The organism is Mycobacterium sp. NGS66 (assembly GCF_059812225.1).
In genome coordinates, this window is the sequence record NZ_JCALCG010000018.1 from 17446 (window position 1) to 42207 (window position 24762).

General features: G+C 66.6%; 19 protein-coding genes, 1 tRNA gene and 1 pseudogene. 12 read left to right on the forward strand and 9 right to left on the reverse strand.

The window, feature by feature from the left end; translation table 11 throughout:
- Positions 1 to 4: 4 nt before the first annotated feature.
- A complete protein-coding gene (locus AC5Y2L_RS25435) occupies positions 5 to 2584 on the forward strand; it encodes a DUF4118 domain-containing protein (protein WP_499938061.1) in 2580 nt (859 codons plus the stop codon).
- Complete coding sequence (locus AC5Y2L_RS25440; protein ID WP_499938060.1) at positions 2584 to 3264, forward strand: response regulator; 681 nt, start codon at positions 2584 to 2586, stop codon at positions 3262 to 3264. Before AC5Y2L_RS25435 ends, AC5Y2L_RS25440 begins: the two co-directional genes overlap by 1 nt.
- A gap of 75 nt (positions 3265 to 3339) precedes the next feature.
- Here AC5Y2L_RS25440 and AC5Y2L_RS25445 read toward each other — a convergent pair whose 3' ends face one another.
- The 8 genes from AC5Y2L_RS25445 to mfd form a co-directional block, all read right to left on the reverse strand.
- Positions 3340 to 3651: a hypothetical protein gene (locus AC5Y2L_RS25445; RefSeq protein ID WP_499938059.1), complete on the reverse strand. Its 312-nt coding sequence runs from the start codon at positions 3649 to 3651 to the stop codon at positions 3340 to 3342.
- Positions 3652 to 3909: 258 nt separating this feature from the next.
- Positions 3910 to 4857 carry a Ppx/GppA phosphatase family protein gene (locus AC5Y2L_RS25450; protein WP_499938057.1) on the reverse strand — a complete coding sequence of 316 codons (948 nt, stop codon included), beginning with the start codon at positions 4855 to 4857 and terminating at the stop codon, positions 3910 to 3912.
- Positions 4848 to 5330 carry a DUF501 domain-containing protein gene (locus AC5Y2L_RS25455; RefSeq protein WP_499938056.1) on the reverse strand — a complete coding sequence of 161 codons (483 nt, stop codon included), beginning with the start codon at positions 5328 to 5330 and terminating at the stop codon, positions 4848 to 4850. The genes AC5Y2L_RS25450 and AC5Y2L_RS25455 overlap by 10 nt, the downstream gene beginning before the upstream one ends.
- Positions 5323 to 5973: an FtsB family cell division protein gene (locus AC5Y2L_RS25460; RefSeq protein ID WP_499938055.1), complete on the reverse strand. Its 651-nt coding sequence runs from the start codon at positions 5971 to 5973 to the stop codon at positions 5323 to 5325. Before AC5Y2L_RS25460 ends, AC5Y2L_RS25455 begins: the two co-directional genes overlap by 8 nt.
- An 11-nt stretch (positions 5974 to 5984) precedes the next feature.
- Positions 5985 to 7274 carry a phosphopyruvate hydratase gene (gene eno, locus AC5Y2L_RS25465; RefSeq protein ID WP_499938054.1) on the reverse strand — a complete coding sequence of 430 codons (1290 nt, stop codon included), beginning with the start codon at positions 7272 to 7274 and terminating at the stop codon, positions 5985 to 5987.
- 80 nt (positions 7275 to 7354) lie between these two features.
- Positions 7355 to 8077 carry a lytic transglycosylase domain-containing protein gene (locus AC5Y2L_RS25470; protein ID WP_499938052.1) on the reverse strand — a complete coding sequence of 241 codons (723 nt, stop codon included), beginning with the start codon at positions 8075 to 8077 and terminating at the stop codon, positions 7355 to 7357.
- A gap of 129 nt (positions 8078 to 8206) precedes the next feature.
- Positions 8207 to 9259, reverse strand: coding sequence for a nucleoside triphosphate pyrophosphohydrolase (locus tag AC5Y2L_RS25475; protein WP_499938050.1), 1053 nt, complete (start codon positions 9257 to 9259; stop codon positions 8207 to 8209).
- Positions 9256 to 12909 carry a transcription-repair coupling factor gene (gene mfd, locus AC5Y2L_RS25480; RefSeq protein WP_499938049.1) on the reverse strand — a complete coding sequence of 1218 codons (3654 nt, stop codon included), beginning with the start codon at positions 12907 to 12909 and terminating at the stop codon, positions 9256 to 9258. Before mfd ends, AC5Y2L_RS25475 begins: the two co-directional genes overlap by 4 nt.
- Positions 12910 to 13035: 126 nt before the next feature.
- On the opposite strand from mfd, the pseudogene AC5Y2L_RS25485 reads away from it, so the two are divergent.
- Positions 13036 to 13725 (forward strand): annotated as a pseudogene (locus tag AC5Y2L_RS25485) (diaminopimelate decarboxylase family protein); the annotation flags it as partial.
- Positions 13726 to 13728: 3 nt separating this feature from the next.
- Here the strand turns inward: AC5Y2L_RS25485 and AC5Y2L_RS25490 are convergent.
- Positions 13729 to 14322 (reverse strand): TetR/AcrR family transcriptional regulator, encoded by a 594-nt coding sequence (locus AC5Y2L_RS25490; protein WP_499908895.1) that lies wholly within the window; start codon positions 14320 to 14322, stop codon positions 13729 to 13731.
- 212 nt (positions 14323 to 14534) lie between these two features.
- Here AC5Y2L_RS25490 and AC5Y2L_RS25495 point away from each other — a divergent pair.
- The 9 genes from AC5Y2L_RS25495 to AC5Y2L_RS25535 all read left to right on the forward strand — a co-directional run bounded on the left by AC5Y2L_RS25495 (position 14535) and on the right by AC5Y2L_RS25535 (position 24752).
- Positions 14535 to 14606 (forward strand) — tRNA-Gln (locus AC5Y2L_RS25495).
- A gap of 90 nt (positions 14607 to 14696) precedes the next feature.
- On the forward strand, positions 14697 to 16151 hold the full coding sequence (glmU, locus tag AC5Y2L_RS25500; RefSeq protein ID WP_499938047.1) for a bifunctional UDP-N-acetylglucosamine diphosphorylase/glucosamine-1-phosphate N-acetyltransferase GlmU: 1455 nt from the start codon (positions 14697 to 14699) through the stop codon (positions 16149 to 16151).
- A gap of 101 nt (positions 16152 to 16252) precedes the next feature.
- Complete coding sequence (locus tag AC5Y2L_RS25505) at positions 16253 to 17233, forward strand: ribose-phosphate diphosphokinase (RefSeq protein WP_499938045.1); 981 nt, start codon at positions 16253 to 16255, stop codon at positions 17231 to 17233.
- Positions 17234 to 17596 carry an arsenate reductase (glutaredoxin) gene (gene arsC, locus AC5Y2L_RS25510; protein WP_499938044.1) on the forward strand — a complete coding sequence of 121 codons (363 nt, stop codon included), beginning with the start codon at positions 17234 to 17236 and terminating at the stop codon, positions 17594 to 17596. It abuts the gene before it with no gap.
- Complete coding sequence (locus AC5Y2L_RS25515; RefSeq protein WP_499938042.1) at positions 17593 to 18228, forward strand: LpqN/LpqT family lipoprotein; 636 nt, start codon at positions 17593 to 17595, stop codon at positions 18226 to 18228. The genes arsC and AC5Y2L_RS25515 overlap by 4 nt, the downstream gene beginning before the upstream one ends.
- 204 nt (positions 18229 to 18432) lie before the next feature.
- Positions 18433 to 21582, forward strand: coding sequence for an ATP-binding protein (locus AC5Y2L_RS25520; RefSeq protein WP_499938040.1), 3150 nt, complete (start codon positions 18433 to 18435; stop codon positions 21580 to 21582).
- A gap of 111 nt (positions 21583 to 21693) precedes the next feature.
- Complete coding sequence (locus AC5Y2L_RS25525; protein WP_499938039.1) at positions 21694 to 22926, forward strand: cytochrome P450; 1233 nt, start codon at positions 21694 to 21696, stop codon at positions 22924 to 22926.
- Positions 22927 to 22937: 11 nt separating this feature from the next.
- Positions 22938 to 23807, forward strand: coding sequence for an oxidoreductase (locus AC5Y2L_RS25530; RefSeq protein WP_499938037.1), 870 nt, complete (start codon positions 22938 to 22940; stop codon positions 23805 to 23807).
- Between the two features lie 276 nt (positions 23808 to 24083).
- Positions 24084 to 24752, forward strand: a complete 669-nt coding sequence (locus AC5Y2L_RS25535) for a 50S ribosomal protein L25/general stress protein Ctc (RefSeq protein ID WP_499938035.1) — start codon at positions 24084 to 24086, stop codon at positions 24750 to 24752.
- Positions 24753 to 24762: the final 10 nt, after the last annotated feature.

A 24762-nucleotide genomic window follows, 5' to 3' on the forward strand; every position in this document is an offset into this window, starting at 1 on the left:
GAGGATGATGGTTGACGTGACCGACGACGTCAGCCTGCGGGAGCAGCATCCCAAGCGCGGGGAGCTGCGCATCTACCTGGGCGCGGCCCCCGGCGTCGGCAAGACGTACGCGATGCTCGGAGAGGCGCACCGGCGCTTGGAACGTGGCACCGACCTGGTGGCGGCCGTCGTCGAGACGCATGGCCGACGCAAGACCGCTGAACTGCTGGAAGGCATCGAAGTCATTCCTCCGCGCTACATCGAATACCGCGGCAGCAACTTCCCCGAGCTCGACGTTCCAGCCGTGCTGGCGCGTCGCCCGCAGGTCGTGCTGGTCGACGAACTGGCCCACACCAACACCCCGGGCAGCAAGAACCAGAAGCGCTGGCAAGACGTCGAAGAGCTGCTGGACGCCGGTATCACAGTGATTTCGACGGTCAACATCCAACACCTGGAAAGCCTCAACGACGTCGTCGCGCAGATCACCGGCATCGAACAGCAGGAGACCATGCCGGATTCGATCGTGCGCGAGGCCTCGCAGGTCGAACTCATCGACATCACGCCGGAGGCATTGCGGCGCAGGCTATCCCACGGGAACGTCTACGCTCCGGAGCGGATCGACGCGGCGCTGTCGAACTACTTCCGCCGCGGAAACCTCACCGCGCTAAGGGAGTTGGCGCTGCTGTGGCTGGCCGATCAGGTCGATACCGCGCTGGCCAAGTACCGCGCGGAGAACAAGATCACCGATACCTGGGAGGCCCGCGAGCGGGTCGTGGTGGCCATCACCGGGGGGCCGGAGTCGGAGACGCTGGTGCGCCGGGCATCCCGGATCGCGTCGAAGTCCAGCGCCGAGCTGATGGTGGTGCACGTGATACGCGGCGACGGACTCGCCGGCCTCTCGGAGGCCCGGATGAGCAAAATCCGTGAGCTGGCGAACAGCCTGGATGCGTCGCTGCATACCGTAGTCGGTGACGACATACCCAGAGCGCTACTCGATTTCGCGCGTGAGATCAACGCCACCCAGCTGGTGATCGGCACCTCCCGGCGGTCGCGGTGGCCACGTTTGTTCGACGAGGCGATCGGTCCCACCATCGTCCAGTTGTCCGGCAAGATCGACGTGCACATCGTCACCCATGAGGAATCGCGACATGGCTTTCGGCTGGCGTCGCTGGCGCCCCGGGAGCGACGTGTCGCATCCTGGCTGGCTGCGTTCGCCGTCCCGTCGGTCATCTGCGCCGTCACGGTGACCCTGCTGGATCCCTATCTGAACACCGGCGGCGAGAGCGCGTTGTTCTTCGTCGGGGTGCTCCTGGTTGGTCTCTTGGGAGGCGTTGCGCCGGCGGCACTTTCGGCGGTGCTCTCCGGGCTGCTGCTGAATTACTACCTGATTGCTCCGCGGCACAGCTTCACCATCGCAGAACCCAACAGTGCCGTAACGGAATTGGTGCTGCTGCTGATCGCGGTAGCGGTCGCGGTCCTGGTCGACGGGGCGGCCAAGCGCACCCGCGAGGCTCGGCGCGCCTCGCAGGAAGCCGAGCTGCTGACCCTGTTCGCGGGCTCGGTGCTGCGCGGCGCCGATCTCGAGACGCTGCTGGAAAGGGTGCGCGAGACCTATTCCCAGCGGGCGGTCAGCATGCTGCGTGAACCCTCTGAGGAAGACCGCCGGGGTGGCAAGCACAAGGGCTACATCGTCGCCAGTGTGGGCAAAGACCCGTGCCTGACGGTTGATTCCGCGGACACCGCGATCGAGGTCGGCGATGACGAATTCTGGATGCTGATGGCCGGTAAGAAGCTGTCTGCCCGCGATCGCCGGGTGCTCAGCGCGGTGGCCCGGCAAGCCGCGGGCCTGGTCCGGCAGCGCGAATTGGCCGAAGAGGCCAGCCGTGCCGCCGCTATTGTGCAGGCCGACGAGCTGCGGCGCTCGCTGCTGTCGGCGGTCAGCCACGACCTGCGCACGCCGTTGGCGGCCGCCAAGGTCGCGGTGTCGAGCTTGCGCGCCGAGGACGTCGCGTTTTCCGCGGAAGACACCGCCGAATTGCTGGCGACCATCGAGGAATCCATCGATCAGCTCACCGCGCTGGTCGGTAACCTGCTCGATTCGTCGCGCCTGGCCGCCGGCGTGATTCGCCCCGATCTGCAACGGGTGTATCTGGAGGAAATCGTGCAGCGCGCCTTGGTCAGCATCGGCAAGGGCGCCACGGGTTTCAACCGATCCGCGATCGATCGCGTCAAGGTGGACGTCGGGGATGCCGTGGTGATGGCCGATGCCGGGCTGCTCGAACGGGTCTTCGCCAACCTGATCGACAACGCGCTGCGCTACGCGCCCAACTGCGTGGTCCGGGTGAACGCGGGACAGGTGGGCGATCGCATTCTGATCAATGTCATCGACGAAGGTCCCGGGATTCCGCACGGGGCCGAGGATCAAATCTTCGAGGCTTTCCAGCGATTGGGTGATCACGACAACACCATGGGTGTCGGCCTGGGAATGTCCGTCGCGCGTGGTTTCGTAGAAGCCATGGGCGGCACGATCCAGGCCGGCGATACGCCTGGCGGTGGACTGACCGTGGTGGTGGATCTCGCCGCGCCGTGTCGAGGCGGTTTGTGATGACCCGGGTTCTGGTGATCGACGACGAGCCGCACATTTTGCGTGCGCTGAAAATCAACCTGTCCGTGCGGGGTTACGAGGTCATCACCGCGTCGACGGGTGCAGGCGCCCTGCGCGCGGCCGCCGAGCACCGACCGGACGTGGTAATCCTCGACCTAGGTCTGCCCGACATCTCGGGCATCGAGGTGCTCGGAGGGCTGCGCGGCTGGTTGTCGGCACCGGTGATTGTGTTGTCGGCGCGCACCGACTCCTCGGATAAAGTCGGGGCGTTGGATGCCGGCGCCGACGACTATGTGACGAAACCGTTTGGCATGGACGAGTTCTTGGCGCGGCTGCGCGCCGCGGTGCGACGCAACACCGCGGCGTCCGAAGTGGAGCAGCCGATTGTCGAAACAGACGCATTCACAGTGGATCTCGCTGCCAAGAAGGTGACGCGACGGGGCGCCGAGGTGCATCTGACGCCCACCGAGTGGGGCATGCTCGAGGTGCTGGTGCGTAATCGGGGCAAGCTGGTTGGCCGCGAAGAGCTGCTCAAGGAGGTGTGGGGCCCGGCATATGCGACCGAAACCCATTACCTGCGGGTGTATTTGGCGCAGTTGCGGCGCAAGCTCGAGGATGACCCGTCGCATCCAAAGCATCTGCTGACCGAATCGGGCATGGGTTATCGGTTTGAGGCATAGGTGCCTTCTGGGCGCGCCTCGAGTCACACCTGTCACTCCAGCCTCGGCTGAGGAGTTGTGTGTCTTTTGCCCGACTCAGAGCGACAACACTTGTCCGCTCATGTCGCGGGCCTTTTCGCGAAGGGCAAGAACCCGCTGGAGAATCCGATGTTCGGTGCCGCGCGGGACGTACGCCGGACCATATCGACCCCGTCTCGGCCGATGCACTCGCCCTCGTCCGATCTCCCAACGTAGGGCGTCCGAGATGGCCTTCGAAGCGCGGCCGCGCACGGAAAAGCCATGCCAATGCAGCACATCGATCATCTCGTCGATGGTCGCCGGTCCGTTCTGGGACAGATACAGCGTCAGCACATACCGCAGCTCGATTCCGCTTATACAAAGACCCATGCATGAACCGTCGCATGGCTGTATCACATCCGCCATTCACTGTGCATCTACGGCCTTCAGTGTGTAACCACGGCGTCCAGTGTGTAACCACGGCGGCCCCAAGGCCGAAATCGCGCCCTGCTTACACTCTCAAAGCCGTTGATTCACAATGGAATGTCGGCGAGCGGTCAGGTGGCATGCGTGTCGCAGAAGTTGTCGCTGCGAGGCGGGCAAAAATGTATACACTCTTCTTTCCGATACGCATGTGACGAACGCGACTCAACCAACGATCGACAGCGCGATCCCGTCCAAAATGTCATGTTCGCTCACCGTCAGCTCGTCGATACCCGCCCGCTCCTGCAGTTCGCGCGCCAGCTCTTCCACCACGATTGCACCCCCGCCGATCACGTCGGCCCGGCCTTCGTGCATCGGCGGCAGCGCGGCGCGCTGAGACCGGGTCATGCCGATCAGCCCGTCGCAGACGGCCAGCAGATCACCCATGGCGACCCGCGAAAGATGGATGGCCGCAGCGTCATACGCCTTCATATTCTGCGCCAGCGCGGACAGTGTGGTCATGGTACCGGCGAGCCCGACCCAAGTGCGGGCCCCTTCGACGGGCACCGTCTGCAGCGCGATGTCAAGCCGTTCACGAACCACCCGCCGTGCCGCGGCGACTTCCTCAGGTGTGGGTGGGTCCGAGTGCAAACACCGCTCGGTCAGTCGCACGCAGCCGATGTCGGCCGAATAGCTTGCCACCACCCGCGATTCGCCGAGCACGATCTCCGTCGAGCCGCCACCCAGGTCGACGACGACGAAAGGTGCACCGGCGCTGTCCAATTCGTCGACCGCCCCATGGAACGACAACGACGCCTCGTCGCTGCCGCTGATCACTTCGGCGACCGCGCCCGGGATGACCGCGCCCAACACATCGGCCGTCATCGCGAAGAAGTCGTCGCGATTGCTGACATCGCGAGCGGCCGACGTGGCCACCATCCTCACCCTTTCCACGCGGTGCGCCGCGAGCAGTGCGGCGTAGTCGGTCAACGCGGCCCGGGTTCGGGCCAGCGCATCCGGTGCGAACTGGCCCGTCGCGTCGACCCCTTGCCCCAACCGGACAATCCGCGTTTCGCGATGCACATCGCGCAGCAGACCGCCGTCGAAGTCGGCGATCAACAGCCGAATCGAGTTGGTGCCGCAGTCAATTGCGGCGACCCGGGTCAGGGCCAATTCAGCACCTCCGCTGTTCCCGGCTCGGCGGACAATATCGCCAACGCCTCGTCGCCGAGTGGATTCACTCCTGGCCCCTTGGCCAGCGAATGCGCGATCAGCACGTGCAGGCACTTGACCCGGTCGGGCATGCCACCGGCGGAGACGGCGGTGCCCAACGGCTCGATCGCGTCGCGCTCGGCCAGATAAGACTCGTGAGCACGCCGATACGCGGCGGCCAGTTCGGCGTCTCGGCGCAGCCGCTCGGTCATCTCCCGCATCAGTCCGCTCGTCTCCAGCCGGCTCGCAGCCGCGGTGAGGACGGGATGCGTCAGGTAATACAACGTCGGAAACGGCGTGCCGTCGGGAAGTTTCGGCGCGGTCTTCACCACGGCGGGCTGGCCATCGGCGCAGCGGTAGGAGATCTCGAGCACGCCCCGAGGCTCGCGACCGAGCTGACGCGCCACCGCCTCCAGGTCGGCCCGATCAACCACCGGGCGACGTGGGCTTCGGAAGTCCCGGTGGCCCAGGCTCTGTGGACGGAACCGGCGGGCCGGCGCTGGGAGGCAAGTGTGGCGCATCGGCAATCGTGTGCCACAGCGAGGTGTACCAGGGGTTGTTGCCAACCGGTTTCGGTGTGTCGGGCCCCGGCTGCGGAGACAGGGTGGCGGTCGCGGGAACTTGGACTTGGAACGGGATGTCCCCCGGCTTCACAAAACCCAGACGCTCGCGGGCCTGCGCCGCGATATAGGCGGGGTCGGCGAGCTTGTCCTTGCGCTGTTGCAGCTCGCCGATCTGTTGGCGCAGTGCGGCTTCGGTCGCGGCCAGCTGATTCATCTCCGTCTGCTGCTGAAAGTAGGTGCGTACCGGGCCGGCGATGGTCAGCGTGAGCACGCAGACGACGATCGCCAGGATCGCAGCCCGTCGCGCAGTGAAGCCCAGCCGCTGCTCGGACCGCTGTTCCACCGATTCGGTGATCGACTGCTTGATGGGTTCGATGACTTGCTCACGCAGGGAAGCGCTGCCGTGCTGGTTCTGCGCGGGTTTGGCCGGCTTGGCTGTGCGACGGGCCCGGGCCGAGTCGCCTGCTTTCCCTGGGCGCGAGCCCGGGGAGCGACGTTTCCCGTTGGCAGCCAAGCTAATTCACCCTACTTCGAGTCCAGGGCGAATCGCGGAAAGGCGAGATCACCCGCATAGCGGGCGGCGTCGCCGAGCGCCTCTTCGATACGCAACAGCTGATTGTATTTGGCGACGCGCTCGCTGCGAGCGGGAGCACCGGTCTTGATCTGCCCGCTGCCGACCGCAACTGACAGGTCGGCGATCGTCGTGTCTTCCGTCTCGCCGCTGCGATGGCTCATCATCGTGCGATATCCGCTGTGGTGGGCCAATGCGACGGCGTCCAGTGTCTCGGTCAGGGTGCCGATCTGATTCACCTTGACCAGCAACGCGTTTGCCACACCCTTTTCGATGCCTTCTTCGAGGCGTTCGGGATTGGTGACGAAGATGTCGTCGCCGACGATTTGCACCCGGTCGCCGATGGCGGCCGTCAAAGCGGCCCAACCATCCCAATCGTCTTCGGACAGCGGGTCTTCGATAGACACCAGGGGGTACGAGCCGAGCAGGCCGGCGTAGAACTCGGCCATCTGCTCGGCGCTGCGGGTTGCGCCCTCGAATTTGTAGCCGGAGCCTTCGGTGAAGAACTCGGTGGCCGCGGCGTCCAATGCCAGGGCCACGTCGGTCCCCAACTTGAAGCCAGCCGCCTCGATGGCGCGGCCGATCATGTCCAGCGCAGCGGTGGTGCCGGCGACATCCGGGGCGAAGCCGCCCTCGTCGCCCAGGCCGGTGGACAGTCCTTCCTTCTTCAGCACCGACTTGAGCGAGTGATACACCTCGGCGCCCCAGCGCAGCGCTTCGGCGAAGCTGGGGGCACCGATCGGGGCCACCATGAACTCCTGGATGTCGACGGCGGTGTCGGCGTGCGCGCCGCCGTTGAGGATGTTCATCATCGGCACCGGCAGGATGTGCGCGTTGGGGCCGCCGATGTAGCGGAACAGCGGCAGCTCGGCGGAATCCGCGGCGGCCTTGGCGACGGCCAGGGAAACGCCCAGAATCGCGTTCCCGCCCAACCGCGACTTGTCCGGCGTGCCGTCCAAATCCACCAGCGCCTGGTCGACGAGGCGCTGATCGTCGGCGTTGAGTCCGATCACCGCGGGGGCGATCTCGTCCAGAACGGCTTGCACGGCATTTTTCACGCCCTTGCCGCCGTAACGGTCACCGCCGTCGCGCAACTCGACGGCCTCGTGCTCCCCGGTCGAGGCGCCCGACGGCACCGCTGCCCGGGCAAATGTTCCGTCGATCAGAGCCACCTCGACCTCGACCGTCGGGTTGCCGCGGGAATCGAGGATCTCGCGGGCACCGACCTGCTCGATTATCGGCACTGGCTTCTCCTTTGCGTGCTAGCTCTCTGAAAGGCCCCCGGCAGCCCTTAGCGTACGGCCTGGGTCAGCGATTCATCCTGCTACAGCGGGTGGTGGGCGGCGTAGGCGGTCGCCCAGTCCCGCACCGCCCGCGCGTAGACGCCCGAGTTGTTGTAGGCCCGCAGCGCCGTGATCCACCCCTTCGGCGTCGCGAGATCCTTCCCGCGCCAACACAAATATCCCGCCGCCGAGAGTGCGGCATCTTCAATGTTGTCCGCGCTGACCACCCCGTCGTTGTTGGCGTCGACGCCGTACAACCGCCACGTCTCCGGAATGAACTGCATCGGCCCCATTGCGCGCGCCACCCCGCTTCCGTCCGAGGGACCGTCGTCGACGATCCGCAGGGTGCCGCCGGTTCCGTCGAGGTGGACACCCCGGATCGGAGGAGTCACGTCCCCGTTGGGGGCTAGCGTCGCGCCCCGGTAGGTGCCGTGATGGCTCTCCACCTGCCCGATGCCGGCCAGCGTGGTCCAGGCGATGCGGCACTTGGGGTTTTCGACCTCGGCCACCCGCGCGGCGTAGGCGTACGCCTCAAGGGCGACGACCGGTATTTCCAGCACCGGCGCGCGCTTTTCCGCCCACTCACGCAATTGGTCCGCGGGTCGGCCGCTGGCGTAGGTGTCCACCGGCGGAACCGGATCCCCGGACGGCGGCGGCACCCCGTCGGGGATGAAAAGGCTGAGGTGCCAGGTGCAACTGGACGCCAAAAGCATGGCGGTCGCACCGATAACGGCGACCGCCCGCAACCAACGTCTCGGCGACACAGTGCTTACTTTGGGTTCCTTGGCTTCCCGCGCATTTCGTCTTGCTTCCGTTTTTGGCGCTAGACCATCGTCCCACGCGATCGTCGGCAACCCCGTTTCCACAGGCCGCCACGGCGAGAATTTCGGCAATTACCGACGGCCTTTACGCTTCTTGGACCCGCCGCCAGACGCCTTGGACTTCTCGGCTTCCTCGACTTCTCCCGCAGAGTCCTCGGTGGCTTCCTCGACTTTCATGGACGGTGCAGCGGACGGCCAGTACGCGCGCCATTCGTCCTCGGTGACCACGCCCAGCGGGGCCACGTCGAATTCCTCGGCAACGTCGTCCCCGCGACGCGCGGCGGCAATGGACCGCTCCACGCGGCGTACCGTGTCGGCGAATTCCAAAACCGCGGTGCGCAGCGCGTTTTCCGCATCGACCTGGGTTGACACCGAAATCGTGGTGATATCGGCGGGAATCAGATCGGCGGGCAGGCCGGCGTTTTCGACTCGCTCAATCACCTTCTGCGCCAACGCCAATGCCGGCTGGCCGGTGTGCACGTCGTCCATCACCGATAGACGTGGCTTTTCGGCGGCCTTGCGCTCTTCCCACTGAGCCAACTGCGCTTCAAGCGAAATGGGATTTCCAGCAAGCACTTCCGGCACCCGGTTGCCCAGCTTCCGGATCAGGGTGGTTGCAACGTCGTCGATAGTGAAGGGCAGTTGCGGCGCGTCCTCGGCGATTCGGGCATGAAACAACACCTGCAGCAAAACATCGCCCAGCTCTTCGCGCAGCTGATCGGCGTTGCCGCTGCGGACCGCGTCCAACAGCTCGTAGGTCTCCTCGAGCAGGTACCTGCGTAACGAGTCGTGGGTTTGCTCGCTCTCCCATGGTCCGGAGATGCGTAGCTTGTCCATCAACGCGACTGCGTCGACCAGCCGTTCGCCCCGCGGCGTCTCCGGCGCGGAAATGAGCCGTGCCCCGGCGGCCAATCGCGCGGTGACGGCGGGGTGGGTGGGATCGGACGACACCAACACCGGTGCTGGGGCTTCGGGGTCTCCGGAGTGCACCGGGCGCGCGGCGGGCAGCGACCAAGGCACCGCGACGGGCATCTCCTCGGTGTACTGCACCTCGCCGCTGAGGAATTCGATGGCCTCGACGGGCACCAGCGACGGGCGGCGTGGGTCGCACAAGACGACGATCATGTGCGCTCCTCACTCGAATTCGCTGCCGGGCCCGTTATACCAATCTCCTGCTGCGGTTTGCCTTGAAGGGCGGTCACCAAGTCCGCGACCAGCTGCAGCAATTCCACATCGCGCAGGCGCGGCGCCCCGACACCCCCCGACCGCGGAATGGGCACCTGGACCGTGGACGTGGTGGCGCGATAGTGCGCCCCCGGATGCATGCGCTTCAGACGCACCTGGGCCGAATCGGGCAAATTCATCGGCGACAACCGCACCGTCGCCGCCGACGGCGCCGAAACCTCGGTGATGCCGGCGGCACGGCACAGCAGCCGTAACCGCGCCACCGCGACCAGCCGCCGGGCGGGTTCGGGCAGCGGGCCGTAGCGGTCGGTGAGCTCGTCGACCACAGCGGCCACGGCCGCGTCGTCACCGGCGGAGGCGAGGCGACGGTAGCCCTCCAGCCGCAGCCGGTCGCTGGCGATGTAATCCGGCGGCAGGTGCGCGTCGACGGGCAGGTCGATGCGCACATCCTTGGGCTCCTCGGCGGTGGTTACCGTCTTCCCGTCGGCGGCCGCCCGGTACGCCTCTACGGCCTCGCCCACCAGCCGCACGTATAGGTCGAATCCCACACCGGCAACGTGTCCGGATTGCTCGACGCCGAGCACGTTGCCCGCGCCGCGGATTTCGAGGTCCTTCAACGCGACCGCCATTCCCGCGCCCAGTTCGTTGTTCTGCGCGATGGTCGCCAACCGGTCGTAGGCGGTTTCGGTCAGCGGGGCGTGCGGCGGATAGAGGAAGTAGGCGTACCCACGTTCGCGACTGCGCCCCACCCGGCCACGCAGCTGATGGAGCTGGGACAGCCCGAACGTGTCGGCCCGCTCGACAATCAGGGTGTTGGCGTTGGAGATGTCCAGGCCGGTCTCGACGATCGTGGTGCACACCAGAATGTCGTAGTCGCGGTTCCAGAACCCCTGCACGGTACGTTCGAGCAGCTCCTCGGGCATTTGCCCGTGCGCGACGACCACCCGCGCCTCCGGCACCAGATCGCGCACCCGCGCGGCGGTCTGGTCGATGGAGCTAACCCGGTTGTGCACGTAGAAGGCCTGCCCGTCACGCAGCAGCTCACGCCGTAGCGCGGCGGCGACCTGCTTGTCGTCGTGCGGCCCGACATAGGTCAGCACCGGATAGCGGTCTTCGGGCGGCGTCAGGATCGTCGACATCTCACGGATCCCGGCCAGGCTCATTTCCAGCGTGCGCGGGATCGGAGTGGCACTCATGGTCAGCACGTCGACATGGGTGCGCAGCGACTTGATGTGCTCCTTGTGCTCGACGCCGAAGCGCTGCTCCTCGTCGACCACGACCAGGCCGAGATCCTTCCAGCGCACCCCGGTCTGCAGCAGCCGGTGGGTTCCGATCACGATGTCCACCGACCCGTCGGCCATGCCGTCGAGCACCGCGCGCGACTCCGTCGTGTCGGTGAACCGGGACAGCCCCTTGACGACCACCGGGAAGCCGGCCATCCGCTCGCGGAACGTCTCCAAGTGCTGGTCGGCCAACAGCGTCGTGGGTACCAGCACGGCGACCTGTTTGCCGTCCTGGACCGCCTTGAACGCCGCTCGCACCGCGATCTCGGTCTTGCCGTAGCCGACGTCGCCGCAGATCACCCGGTCCATCGGAACCGGCTTCTCCATGTCCGCCTTGACCTCGGTGATGGCGGTGAGCTGGTCGACGGTCTCGGTGAAACCGAAGGCGTCCTCCATCTCGGCCTGCCACGGTGTGTCCGGACTGAACGCGTGGCCGGGGCTGGCCTGCCGCTTGGCGTACAGCGACACCAACTCGCCGGCGATCTCGCGGACCGCCGAACGGGCCTTGGTCTTGGTGTTGGCCCAGTCGCTGCCGCCGAGCCGGCTCAGCGCCGGCGCCTGACCACCGACGTAGCGGGAGAGCTGGTCCAGCGAGTCCATGGGGACGTAGAGCTTGTCGGACCCGCCGCCACGCTTGCTGGACGCGTACTCGAGCACCAGGTATTCGCGGCGCGCACCACTGACCGTGCGTTCGACCATCTCCACGAACCGCCCGATGCCGTGCTGGTCGTGCACCACCAGGTCGCCGGCCGTCAGCGCCAGCGGGTCGACGGTGTTGCGCCGCTTGGCCGCCAGTCGCTTGCCGTCGACGTTCGTAACCCTGCTGCCGGTCAGGTCGGTCTCGGTGATGATCACCAGGTTGGCGCTCGGCACTATCACGCCGTCGTGCAGCGGCCCCTTGAGCACCCCGACCACGCCCGGTTTCGGCGCGGCGCCGCATTCCAGCATGGCGGCGGGCGTGTCGGATTCGGCCAGCCGCTCCACGACGCGGTGCGCCGTCCCGGTCCCGGGCGCGACCACCGCGGCGTAGCCGCCGGTCGAGACGTGCCCGCGCAGCATCGCGAAGATGGCGTCGATGTCCTGCTGATGGCCCCGCGCAGACGGCGCCGCCCGAACGTCTAGCTCGATTGCCGCCTCGTCGGACAGCTGGCTCAGCGTCCACCACGGATGACCGGAGCCGGCCGCGGCGACGCGAACCTCGTCCAGCTCGGCAAACCCCGACCCGCCGAGCTGTCCGACGTCCAGCGGCGCTTGGTCATCTCGGGAACCCATTGCTGCGACCGACCACGACGCTTCCAGAAATTCGCGCCCGGTCTTGATCAGGTCGGCGGCGCGGGTGCGCACCTTCTCCGGGTCGCACACCAGCACCGGTGTGCCGTCGGGTAGCTGATCGGTCAGCAGCGCATGGTCGTCCGGCTTCAGCACGGGCAACAGCGCTTCCATGCCGTCGACGGGGATGCCCTCGGCCAGCTTGGTCAGCATGTCCGTGAGGGTGCCGGTGATCGCGCCCTCGTCGGCGGGGTGCCGTTCGGCCAGCGCGGCGGCGCGGGCCCGGACGTCGTCGGTGAGCAGCAGTTCCCGGCAGGCGACGGCGACCAGCGTCTCGACCGCGATGTCCGGGATCGACCGCTGGTCTGCGACGGAGAACATCCGCATCTCGCTGACCTCGTCGCCCCAGAATTCGACGCGGACCGGGTGTTCGGCGGTCGGCGGGAATACGTCCAGGATTCCGCCGCGTACCGCGAACTCGCCGCGTCGGCCCACCATGTCCACCCGGGTATAGGCCAGGTCGACCAGCCTGGCGATCACCTCTTCGAATCCGATCTCGGCACCGACGGTCAGGCTGACCGGTTCTATCAGGCCAACTTGCGGGGTCATCGGCTGCAGCAGTGACCGCACCGGTGTGACCACGACGCGCAGGGGCGGTCCCAGCCGGTCGTCGTCGGGATGAGCCAACCGTCGCAGCACCATGAGTCGGGTGCCGACGGTGTCGACGCCAGGTGAGAGCCGCTCGTGCGGCAGCGTCTCCCAGGACGGAAACACCGCCACCGCATCGCCGAACACGCCCCGCAGTTCGGCGGTCAGGTCGTCGGCTTCCCGGCCGGTGGCGGTGACCACCAGTAGCGGGCCCTGCCGCGCCAGCGCGCAGGCCGCGAAAAGGCGCGCGCTGGCCGGTCCGACCAGCGTCAATTCGTCGGGTCGATCGGAGGCGCGCGCGATGAGCTGCTGGAATGTCGGCGCGGTCAGCGCCAATTCGACGAGCCCCGCGATCGGGGTATCTGGGCTAGCAGGCCCCGGTGCGGTCATGATGCATCCCATTCTAGGGGCGGCAAAGACCGTCAATTTCGGGCCGGGCAGCGTCAAGAAACCGTAAGGAAAGCGTGCTACGCCCCCGGCTGCGCGCAGGTTGAATGCATGACGTTGCTGGACATGGATGTCGCCGACGCCTTCGGCGCCCCCACCTATGTGATCGACGAAAACGACTTCCGGCAGCGTGCGCGCCGCTGTCGCAAGAGCCTGCGCGGCTTTGAGGTGGTGCATGCCGGCAAGTCGCTGCTGAGCCCGGCGGTGGCCCGCTGGGCGCGCGAAGAGGGCCTGGGCATCGACGTCTGCTCAGCCGCCGAGCTGGCGGTCGCCCTGGCCGGCGGCATAGATCCGGCCCGCATCATCCTGCACGCCGAAGTCTTGTCGCCCGAGGAAATGCGCGCGGCGGTGGCCGTCGGGTTAGGGCGCATCGTCGTCGATTCGGGCATCGACATCGCCTACCTCGCCGGCCGGGCGAAGCGGCGCCAGCGGGTGCTGGTGCGGGTGACCCCGGACGTGGACCTTTATGGCCACCGCGCGGTCACACGTGTTCTGGCGCACCCCACCCTCGACCTGATCGGGCTGCATTGCCACATCGGCTCGCAGGTCACCGAACCGGGGCGGTACGGCGCGACGATTCACCGGCTGATCGCCGCCATGGCGGACATCCGGGCCAGGCATGGCGTCATCCTGACCGAACTGGACCTCGGTGACGCGAAGCTCAGCCTGGATCAGCTGGCCGCGGTTATCGAGGACGCCCTCGACGAAGCGTGCGCCGCCGAGCATTTCCCTCGGCCGGCCGTCGCAGTCGAGGCCGGTTAGCTACTCGTCTTGGAGATGCGGATCGGCCTCGAGATGCGTCAGGCCGTTCCACATCAGGTTGACCAGGTGCGCGGCGACGACTTCTTTCTTGGGCTCCCGAGTATCGAGCCACCATTGCGCCGTCATCGACACCGAGCCGACCAACGCCTGCGCGTACAGCGGTGCCAGGTCGGGGTCGAGGCCCCGGCGGGCGAAGTCACCGGCCAGGATGGAGCTGACCTGGCTGACGGCATCGTTGAGCAGGCTGGAATAGGTGCCCGAGCTGATCGAGGCCGGCGAGTCGCGGATCATGATCCGGAAGCCGTCGGTGCGCTCCTCGACGTAGGTGAGCAACGCCAGCGCCACCCGCTCGACCCGTACCCGGGACCGGTTGTTGGTCAGCGACGACGTGATGCCGTCCAGCAGCGCCGACATCTCCCGGTCGACGACCACCGCATACAGGCCCTCTTTGCCGCCGAAATGCTCGTAGACGACGGGCTTGGACACGTTGGCCCGCTGCGCGATCTCCTCGATGGATGTGCCGTCATAGCCCCGTTCGGCGAACAAGGAGCGTGCGATGCCGATGAGTTGGAGCCGGCGTTCGCTCCCCGTCATCCGCGCGCGGGGAGCACGCACTTCCTTCTCGGGTGCTGCCACGTCAACCAGGGTATCGGTTTGTGCGCTGCGTCTTGACCCGTTCACCGCGGCGTTGAGCCTGCGGCTATGGCGCGGTCCACTCGACATTCCTCGCCCTGGCCGCAGGCTCAGCGCCGACATTTCATACTCGACTAAAGTCTTTGAGGGCGCAGCCCGCCGTTGATAGGCAATCCGTCGTGGTGTAATCGGCAGCACCTCTGATTTTGGTTCAGATAGTTCAGGTTCGAGTCCTGGCGACGGAGCTCCATATCGACCCGCGAGCGCGCGTGAAATGCCACGCTTAACGGCGTGTCGGCGTACAAACATGCACCCTCGCGACCGAAGGAGACTCTATGACTGACACCGCGGTCGTGGTCTTGGCGGCGGGGCCCGGTACCCGGATGCGATCGAACACCCCGAAGGTGCTGCACACCCTGGGCGGGCGCAGCATGCTGTCGCATTCGCTGCACACCATGACGAAGCTGGCACCGCAGCATCTGGTGGTGGTGCTCGGCCATGACCATCAGCGGATTTCCCCGCTGGTCGCCGAGCTGGCCGACACCCTGGGGCGCGGCATCGAGGTCGCGCTGCAGGACAAACCGCTGGGCACCGGGCATGCCGTGCTGTGCGGCCTGTCGGCGCTGCCCGCTGACTACAGCGGCATTGTCGTCGTCGCCGCGGGCGACACCCCGCTGCTAGACGCCGACACGCTGGCCGATCTGATCGCCACCCACACCGCTACATCGGCCGCCGTGACGGTGCTGACCACGACGTTGGACGATCCGCACGGTTACGGCCGCATCCTGCGCACCCAGGACGACGAGGTGATGGCGATCGTCGAGCAAACCGACGCCACAGCCTCACAGCGAGGCATCCGCGAGGTCAACACCGGCGTCTACGCCTTCGACATCGCCCCGCTGCGGTCCGCGTTGAGCCGACTGAGCTCCAACAACGCCCAGCAGGAGCTCTACCTGACCGACGTCATCGCCATCCTGCGCCGCGACGGCCAGACCGTCAGCGCGCGGCACGTCGACGACAGTGCCCTGGTGGCCGGAGTCAACAACCGCGTGCAGCTGGCCGAGTTGGGCGCCGAGCTGAACCGCCGCATCGTGGCCGCCCATCAGCTGGCCGGGGTCACCGTCGTCGATCCGGCCACCACCTGGATCGACGTCGACGTGACGATCGGCCGCGACACCACCGTCCACCCCGGAACCCAGCTACACGGGCGGACCCAGATCGGCGGTGGCTGCGTCGTCGGCCCCGACACCACGCTCACCGACGTCACCGTGGGTGACGGCGCGACGGTGTGCCGGACGCACGGAAGCGAATCGTCGATCGGCGACGGCGCGACCGTCGGGCCGTACACCTATCTGCGGCCCGGCACCGTGCTGGGGGCCGACGGAAAGCTGGGCGCGTTCGTCGAGGCGAAGAACTCCACCATCGGCGCCGGCACCAAGGTGCCGCACCTGACCTACGTCGGTGACGCCGACATCGGCGAGCACAGCAACATCGGCGCATCCAGCGTCTTCGTCAACTACGACGGCATCACCAAGCGACGCACCACCATCGGCTCGCACGTGCGTACCGGGTCGGACACCATGTTCGTGGCCCCGGTGACCGTCGGCGACGGCGCATACACCGGCGCCGGCACGGTCGTCCGCGAAGACGTCCCGCCGGGCGCGCTGGCGGTCTCGGCCGGCCCGCAACGCAACATCGAGAACTGGGTGCAGCGCAAAAGGCCGGGAACTCCCGCGGCCCAAGCCGCAGAGCGCGCAGCTCAACGGTCCGATTCCGAACAGAAACCCTGAGTTCGTTTCCTGGCTACCCGGCAATTTTCGGTACTCTTCGCTACGTACCATGGGTAGTCCGCCTTGATCTCGATCGATCCCGAACGCGCGAGGGCAGCACGTTGAGCCACGACTGGACCGATAATCGCAAAAATCTGATGCTGTTCAGCGGCCGCGCGCATCCAGAGCTGGCCGAGCAGGTCGCCAAAGAGCTCGACGTCCACGTCACCGCTCAAACGGCGCGCGAATTCGCCAACGGCGAGATCTTCGTGCGCTTCCACGAGTCGGTGCGTGGCTGCGACGCCTTCGTGCTGCAGTCCAATCCAGCGCCCGTCAACCGGTGGTTGATGGAACAGCTGATCATGATCGACGCCCTCAAGCGGGGCAGCGCCAAGCGGATCACCGCCGTGCTGCCGTTCTACCCCTATGCCCGTCAGGACAAGAAACACCGCGGCCGCGAACCCATCTCCGCGCGGCTGGTCGCCGACCTGCTCAAGACCGCGGGCGCCGACCGGATCGTGACAGTGGACCTGCACACCGACCAGATTCAGGGCTTCTTCGACGGACCCGTCGACCACATGCGTGCGCAGAACCTGCTGACCGGCTACATCAAGGACAACTATCCCGACGGCAACATGGTGGTGGTCTCCCCCGACTCCGGCCGGGTGCGCATCGCCGAGAAGTGGGCCGACTCGTTGGGTGGTGTTCCGCTGGCTTTCATTCACAAGACCCGTGACCCCCGGGTGCCCAACCAGGTGGTGTCCAACCGCGTGGTCGGTGAGGTCGCCGGACGCACCTGTGTGCTGATCGACGACATGATCGACACCGGCGGCACCATCGCCGGCGCGGTAAAGCTGCTGCACGACGACGGCGCCGGTGACGTGATCATTGCCGCCACCCACGGTGTGCTGTCCGAACCGGCCGCCGAGCGGTTGGCCGGTTGCGGAGCGCGTGAGGTGATCGTGACGAACACCTTGCCGATCGGCGAGGAGAAGCGGTTCCCGCAGCTGACGGTGTTGTCGATTGCGCCGCTGCTGGCCAGCACCATTCGCGCTGTTTTCGAAAATGGCTCAGTCACAGGGCTTTTCGACGGGGACGCCTAGATGGGTTCTGGTTCGGGTTCGGGCGGCACCGTCATCTACCACAATCCCAAATGCAGCACCTCCCGCAAGACGCTGGACTTGTTGCGGGACAACGGTATTGAGCCTTCGGTAGTCCAATACCTGAAGACACCGCCGTCGCGGGACGAGCTGGTCCGCATGATCCGTGCCGCCGGGATCGACGTTCGCGCCGCGGTACGCAAGCGTGAACCCTTGTACGCAGAGCTTGGGCTCGCGGACGCCAGCGACGACGAGCTGCTCGATGCGATGGCCGAGCATCCGATTTTGATCGAGCGACCGTTTGTCGTCACGCCGAAAGGCACTCGGTTGGCCCGGCCGATCGACGCCGTCCGCGAGATTCTGTGAAGCGCTTTGCGGCCGCGGTCGTGCTGACCGCGTTGGGGGCGGTCGCTTGCGGGCCGAAATCCCCCGATTTTCAGTCGGTGTTGTCGACGACGAGCAGCACGGCTGTGACCACGACCACCACCACCGGCAAGCCGGTTCCCCTTTCCGAATATCTGCAAAGCGTGGGCGTCAACGGCGAGCCGGTGCCACCGGGCGACCTGCCCGACCTCACCGTGTCCATCCCCACCCCGCCGGGTTGGGGGCCGCACGGCGATCCGAACGCGCACCCGAACGCGGTGATGCTCGCCAAGGGCGACAACTTCCCGGCGGCCCTGCTGGTGGTGTTCAAGCTGCGCGGAACCTTCGATCCCGCCGAAGCGATCAAGCACGCCAATGCCGATCTGCCCGAAGGCTTTCACCAACTGAACGCCTCGACGGCGCCCTTCAACGGCTTTCCCTCGTCGATGATCGAGGGCAGCTACGACGCGCGCAGCGGACGCATGCACAGCTGGAACCGGATCGTCTTGCCGACGGGCTCGACGGGCGAGCGATACATGGTCCAGCTGACGATCACCAGCATGGCCGAGGAAGCGGTCAAGCAGAGCGACGATATCGAGGCCATCATCAAGGGATTCGTCGTCGCGAAGAAATAACGTCCACCGCGAAAATGCAACTAGCTACACGTTTCTCGAGTAAGGCCGTCGGTAGTTGCAATTTCGCGACGGCTCCAAGGGTAGCGCCGGCATCTCCGCGTGTTGGCTCATGGCAGCCAGCATCGCCACCGCAACCTATGCAAAACATCCGCCAGAGCGCGCAGATACCCTCCGCAGGCCCGCGTAGGGTGCCACGATATCGAGGTGACCGATGGTCCACCGATCGAAGAATTGCTGGATCGTGCGGTCGCTGCGATCAATCGCGGTGACCGCGCCGCCGCGACCGCGCTTGCGGCCCAGGTGCTGGCTGCTGACAGCGCCAACGCCGACGCCGAAGACCTATTGGCCGTGCCAGGCAATCCTGGTGAGCTCCGGCGATTGACCATCTTCTTTGCCGACTTGGTGGATTCGACGGTGTTGTCGACTCGGGTGGAGCCCGAGACCTATCGCCTGCTGGTGGGTCGCTATCGCGAGCAGGTACTGCGTGCCGTGAATCGCTACGAGGGTCACGTCGGCTCAACCAAAGGCGACGGATTGCTCGCGGTGTTCGGCCATCCGATCGCCCACGAGGATGATGTGCGCCGCGCGATACAGGCGGGCCTCGAAATCACCCGCGAAGTAGCCAAACTCAGTGAACAGGCCCGCCGCCGCTTCGGAATCGACATCAACGTCAGGATCGGGGTGCATCGCGGCCTGGTGTATCTGGATACCGTCCAGGACGACGTTTACGGGCTGGCCGCCAACCTGGCGGCACGCGTCTGCGGTCTGGCCCCGCCGGGCGCGGTCGTGATTTCTGACGCCGTCGAGACGTTGGTACGCAACAACTTCGAGTTGGAGGCTCGGCCGGCAGCGCTGGTCAAGGGCGTCGAGGATCCCATTACGCACTACCGCGTGGTGGCCGAGCGCGCGTCGGCGCCAAATGCGGGTCACGGTCCATTGGTTGGACGTGACGCCGAGCTGACGTACCTGCAACAGTCTTGGGAGCAGGCGAAAGCCGGAACATTGGGCACTCCGGGGTTGGTGTTCCGGGGCGAGCCCGGGATAGGGAAGTCCCGGCTGGTTGCGGCTGCTGTCGAATTGGCCGACGGGGCCGTGGTCCTGGAGTTGGCCGGGTCGCCGTTTCACACCGACGCGGGCCTGTACCCGGTACGCACGTTGTTGGAGCATCGCTGCGGCATCGCCCGCAGTACCGACCACGCTCAACGACTGCGGTTGCTGGACAACGAAATTCGCGCCCGCGGCCTGGATCCGCAGAGCACGGTGCCACTGTTGGCGCCGGTGCTGGGCATCGATACCGGCTACCAGCAGGTGGCTGCGGAGGGCCGGAAACTCTACGAGCTGATCGCGCAGGCGGTGCACACCTATCTGCTGACCTGCGTCGGCGACGGTCCCGGGCTGGTGGTGGCCGAGGATGTGCATTGGTTCGATCCGTCGACGCGCGAGGTGCTCAGCGCGCTGCTCGGCTCGGCCGGGGGTCGGCTGCTCGTGGTGATCACCGGGCGTCCCGGTAATTGGCTGCCCGCCGGGTGGCCGCACCAGCTGTTCGAACTGACGCCATTGACCGACGAGCAGACCGACATGTTGATCACGGCGCTTGATCCGAACCTCAGCGCAGATGAACGGACGGCCGTGGCCCGACGCTGCGACGGGGTGCCGTTCTATATCGAGCAGGTCGTCAACGGCGTAGGCCAGGCGGGGGTGCCGGAAAGGTTGTACGAGCCGTTGTTCGCCCGGCTCCGCGCCAGCCCCAAAGTGGTGCCGGTGCTCGAGGCGGCGGCCGTCATTGGCCGCCACGTCGACCGGGCTCTGTTGTGCTCGGTGGTCGAACTCGCAGACGATGAGGTTGACGACGTCATCGGCGAGCTGGAAGAAGCCTCGGTACTCGAGTGGTGGGGTGCCGATACCTGGCGGTTTCGCCATGAACTACTCCGCGAGGTCGCCGCCGAACTGGCGCCTCCCAGTGTGCGCCGATCGCTGCACGCCAAGGTGGCCGACGCGCTGACCGAAAGCGCGGACCCGGATTGGCAGCTGATCGCGGGGCACAACGAGACCGCCCAACGGTTCAGCGAGGCCGCGGCGGCCTTTCAGCAGGCAGCGGAGGGTGCGCGGCTTCGCGGCGCACTTGCGGAGGCGCGTACCTACCTGAGCCGGGCCATCGAACAACTCGACCGTGCCACGCCGAGCCCTGACCGCGACAGGCTCGAAATGGGACTACGCCTGGAAAGGGGGCGCCTCGCCGGAGCCACCGAAGGCTATCAAAGTCGCTCTGCCGCAGTGGATTACGAGAGGTGTCTACAGCTGGCCGGCACCGACCTTCGCGACGAGGAACTTTTCGCTACGTTGGCCGCGCTGGCCGGCTACTACGTCTCGCGCGCCGATCTCGACCGCGTGGCACAGGTGCTCGAGTCGCTGCGTGCCGGCGTCGAGCACGGCCGGGACTGGTTCGCTCCGGTGATCGAGGCCTACCGGGGGCTGGTGATGCTGCTGCGCGGCGAATACGACTCCGCTACCAGCCTTCTCCAACGGGCCATCGCCGGTTTGGCCGACATGGACCAGAACAGCGTCTATCTGCACGAGCCAGGCTGGTATGTGGCCAACGAACCGCTGACGTATGCCCACACCCATCTCGCGTTTGCCCGCTGCATGGGTGGTGATTTGATCGGCGCCGAAAGCGAGCTGGCCCAGGCCGCGTACCGAAGCGAGCAGCTCGGATTCCCGGCTGGCCCATACACCGCCTGCTACGCGCAGTTGATCGAGATCGCGATGCGATTCGAAGCCGGCCAGGTCGAGACCGTCGCAAGTATGGCTGCCGAGCTGACTGCTCTCGGTGAGCGGCACGGCTTCGAGGTATGGCGGCTGGTGGGTGTCACCTGCCAGACCGCAGCCCGCGGCCTGGCGGCGCTCGATGCCGGCGATCAGGCCGGTCTGCGCAGTCACATCGCGACCCTGACGTCGCTGCTCGACTCCTTCCGAACCTTCGAGGCGCATTTGTTCGTCACCGGATTCGACGTAATCCTGGGCCGGCTGTTGATCGGCGCCGGTCAACCCGGGGCGGCACGCGAGCGCCTTGAGTTGGGACTGTCGTTGGCTTCGCGCACCGGGATGCGCTGCTATGACGCCGAGCTGCTGCGGCTACGCGCGCAGACGTGGGACGACGAGGCCGCCCGCCGGGCTGACATCGGCGCCGCGCTCGAACTGGCCCGGCGCCAGGGCGCGCGATTGTTCGAGTTGCGCTGCGCGCTGGATGATTACGAGCTTCGCGGTGAGGAAGCAACTTCCGCGGTCGCCAACGCCTTGACGCGCATACCTCGTGACTTTTCATGGCCGGAACTTGCCCGGGCGCCAATAGTTTGAGCGGGGCGCGCAACTTGCCGTCGGCGGCTCGCGAAATTACGACCCCGTTCCGCGCAGATCTACGCGCTGGCGCGGATGGTCTTGGGCTGGTTCCGCCGGATAGTCGACGCCATGACGATCCAGACCGCACTCGAGTGCCCGAACGTTTTCGAAGCCGGGCTGCCCAGCATCGCCTACGACCACCTCACCGATCCTGAGGAAGCGCACGGCGTCCTCGCCGACGCCCGCGCGCAAGCCCCGATCGCGATCGGCCCCTATGGCCCCGAGCTGTTGAGCTACGAGCTGGTCCGCGCGGTGTTGCGCGACAACCGATTCGTCACCGCCCACGCCATGGGGCTGGCGGCGCGCGGCGTCACGTCAGGTCCGCTGTGGGACCGGGCAGTCAACAACATCCTGGGCATGGACGGGGTTGCGCATCACCGCCTGCGTCGACTCGTCTCAAAGGCGTTCTCACCGCGGGCCGCCAAACGGCTGCGCACCCTGACCGTCGAAGTCATCACCGGACTTGTCGAGCCGTTCACTCGCGTCGGCCACTGCGACGTCGTCGCCGATATCGCCAAGGGATTTCCCACCCAGATCATCTGTGCGCTGCTGGGCGCGCCCGCCGAGGATTGGCCGCTGTTCTCGGACTGGACCGACGACATCAAGAAGTTTCTCGAGGCCGGCGTCGCCGACGACGCCCCGCTGATCGAAGCGGCGTGGAATGAACTCGACGCCTACTTGGAGGACCTGATCGACCGTCGGCGCTCCTCACTTACCGACGACCTGATCTCCGATCTCATCCGCGCCGAAGAGGACGGCGACCGGCTCACCCACGACGAAATGCTCATGCTGTGCGCGACCTTGCTCGGCGCAGGTACCGATACCACTCGCCACCAGCTGGCCGCGGCGGTGCAAACCCTCTGCGCCCACCCGGCCCAATGGGCGATGGTTGCCCGTCATCCGGAATTGGCGGCCGATGCGGTCCATGAGCTAATGCGTTACAGCCCAATCATTTTCGGCACTATCCGGGAAGCGGCCGAGGACGTCGAGCTGGCCGGGGTGCGCATTCCCGCCGGCACGCTGGTACTCGCCAACACCGCCTCGGCCAACCGCGACCCGGAGGCCTACGACGACCCGAACCGTGTTGACGTCACGCGGGCCAACCCGGCGGCTATCCTCAACTTCGGCGGCGGAGTGCACTACTGTCTCGGCGCTCACCTCGCGCGGCTGGAGTTGACGGAAGCCCTTCGGGTCATCACGGCGCGGATGCCCAACGCCCGCGTCGCTGGCCCGGTTCCATGGAGAGCCATGAACGGAATCACCGGACCCCTGTCCGTGCCCTTGGAGTTCGACACCATTTAGGCTTCCCAGCCATGGCCGACTGGACCGCTGCCGACTTGCCGTCATTCGCCGGGCGCACCGTTATCATCACCGGCGCCAACAGTGGGCTCGGGGCGGTGACGGCGCGCGAGCTGGCGCGCGTGGGCGCCAAGATCGTCATGGCCGTCCGCAATACGGAAAAGGGCGACGCCGCCGCGCGCCAAATAACCGGCCAAGTCGAGGTGCGTCGACTCGACCTGCAGGACCTGGCATCGGTGCGACAGTTCGCCGAAGGCGTCGATAAGGCCGACATCCTGGTCAACAACGCCGGCATCATGGCCGCCCCGTACGCCCTGACCGCCGACGGCTTCGAGAGCCAGATCGGCACCAATCATCTCGGTCATTTCGCGTTGACCAACCTGCTGCTGCCCAAGCTGTCCGACCGGGTGGTGACGGTGTCGTCGATGGCGCACTGGCCCGGCCGCATCCGTCTCGACGACCTCCACTGGAAAAGCCGCCGGTATTCGGCGTGGTTGGCCTACAGCCAGTCCAAGCTCGCCAACCTGCTGTTCACCAGCGAGCTGCAGCGCCGCCTCGATGCCGTCGGTTCGCCGCTGCGCGCGCTGGCAGCCCACCCCGGCTACTCGCACACCAACCTGCAGGGCGCCTCGGGCCGCAAGCTCTCCGACACGATCGTCTCGGCGGCCACTCGGATAGTCGCCACCGACGCGGATTTCGGCGCTCGGCAAACGCTGTACGCGGCGTCGCAAGACCTGCCGGGTGACACGTACGTCGGGCCCCGGTTCGGCTACGTCGGGCCAACACAACCGGTCGGACGCAGCCGGGCGGCTCGAGACCTGGCTATGGCCCACGCTCTCTGGCAGGTGTCCGAGCAGCTCACGGGCACCAAGTTTCCGTTCTGAGCCGCACGCGAGCTGCGCGAGCCTGCGGCCAGGGCGACGAAATCGGCGAGGCAGTAGCCCTGGATGCAGGCTCGACGCCACCAGCGCAGGCTCGGCAGCAACTGTGACAGAAGTGACAACGGGCAACTCGCAATTTCCGCTCCCACCCGCGCATGCGCTAACCTGACCAGGCGTCACGGCGAGGGTGGCAGGCCAAGCAGCCAGCACCGTTATCGACGGAGACCGACATATTGTCGCGATCCTGGCCGTGGTCACCGGACACATAGGAGCGACACGATGGCAAAGTCAGCAGTCAACCAACTCGCCGTCAAGTTACGTAGCGAGACCGGCAAGGGCGCGTCCCGACGGGCCCGGCGCGACGGCAAGATTCCCGCTGTCCTCTACGGTCACGGCGCCGATCCGCAGCATCTGGAACTGCCGGGTCACGACTTCGCCGCCGTGCTGCGGCACTCCGGCACCAACGCGGTACTGACCCTCGACATCGAAGGCAAAGAACAGCTGGCGCTGACCAAAGCGCTCGACATCCACCCGATCCGGCGCACCATCCAGCACGCCGACCTGTTGGTCGTGCGTCGCGGCGAAAAAGTGACCGTCGAGGTCAACGTGGTCATCGAGGGCGAGGCCGGACCCGACACGCTGGTCACCCAGGAGACCAGCGCCATCGAGATCGAGGCCGAGGCGCTGTCGATTCCCGAGCAGTTGACCGTCTCCGTCGAGGGCGCCGAGCCGGGAACCCAGTTCACCGCCGGGCAGATCACCCTGCCGGCAGGCGTCAACCTGATTTCCGACCCCGACTTGCTGGTGGTCAACGTGGTGAACGCGCCGACGGCTGAGGATCTCGAGGAAGAGGGCGCGGGCGAGGAAGCCGAGGCCGCAGAGGGTGCCGAGGGCGCCGAAGAAGAGGCCGGCGAAGCCGCGGAAACCTCTGCGGACGAGTCCGAGTAGACCCCGCGGA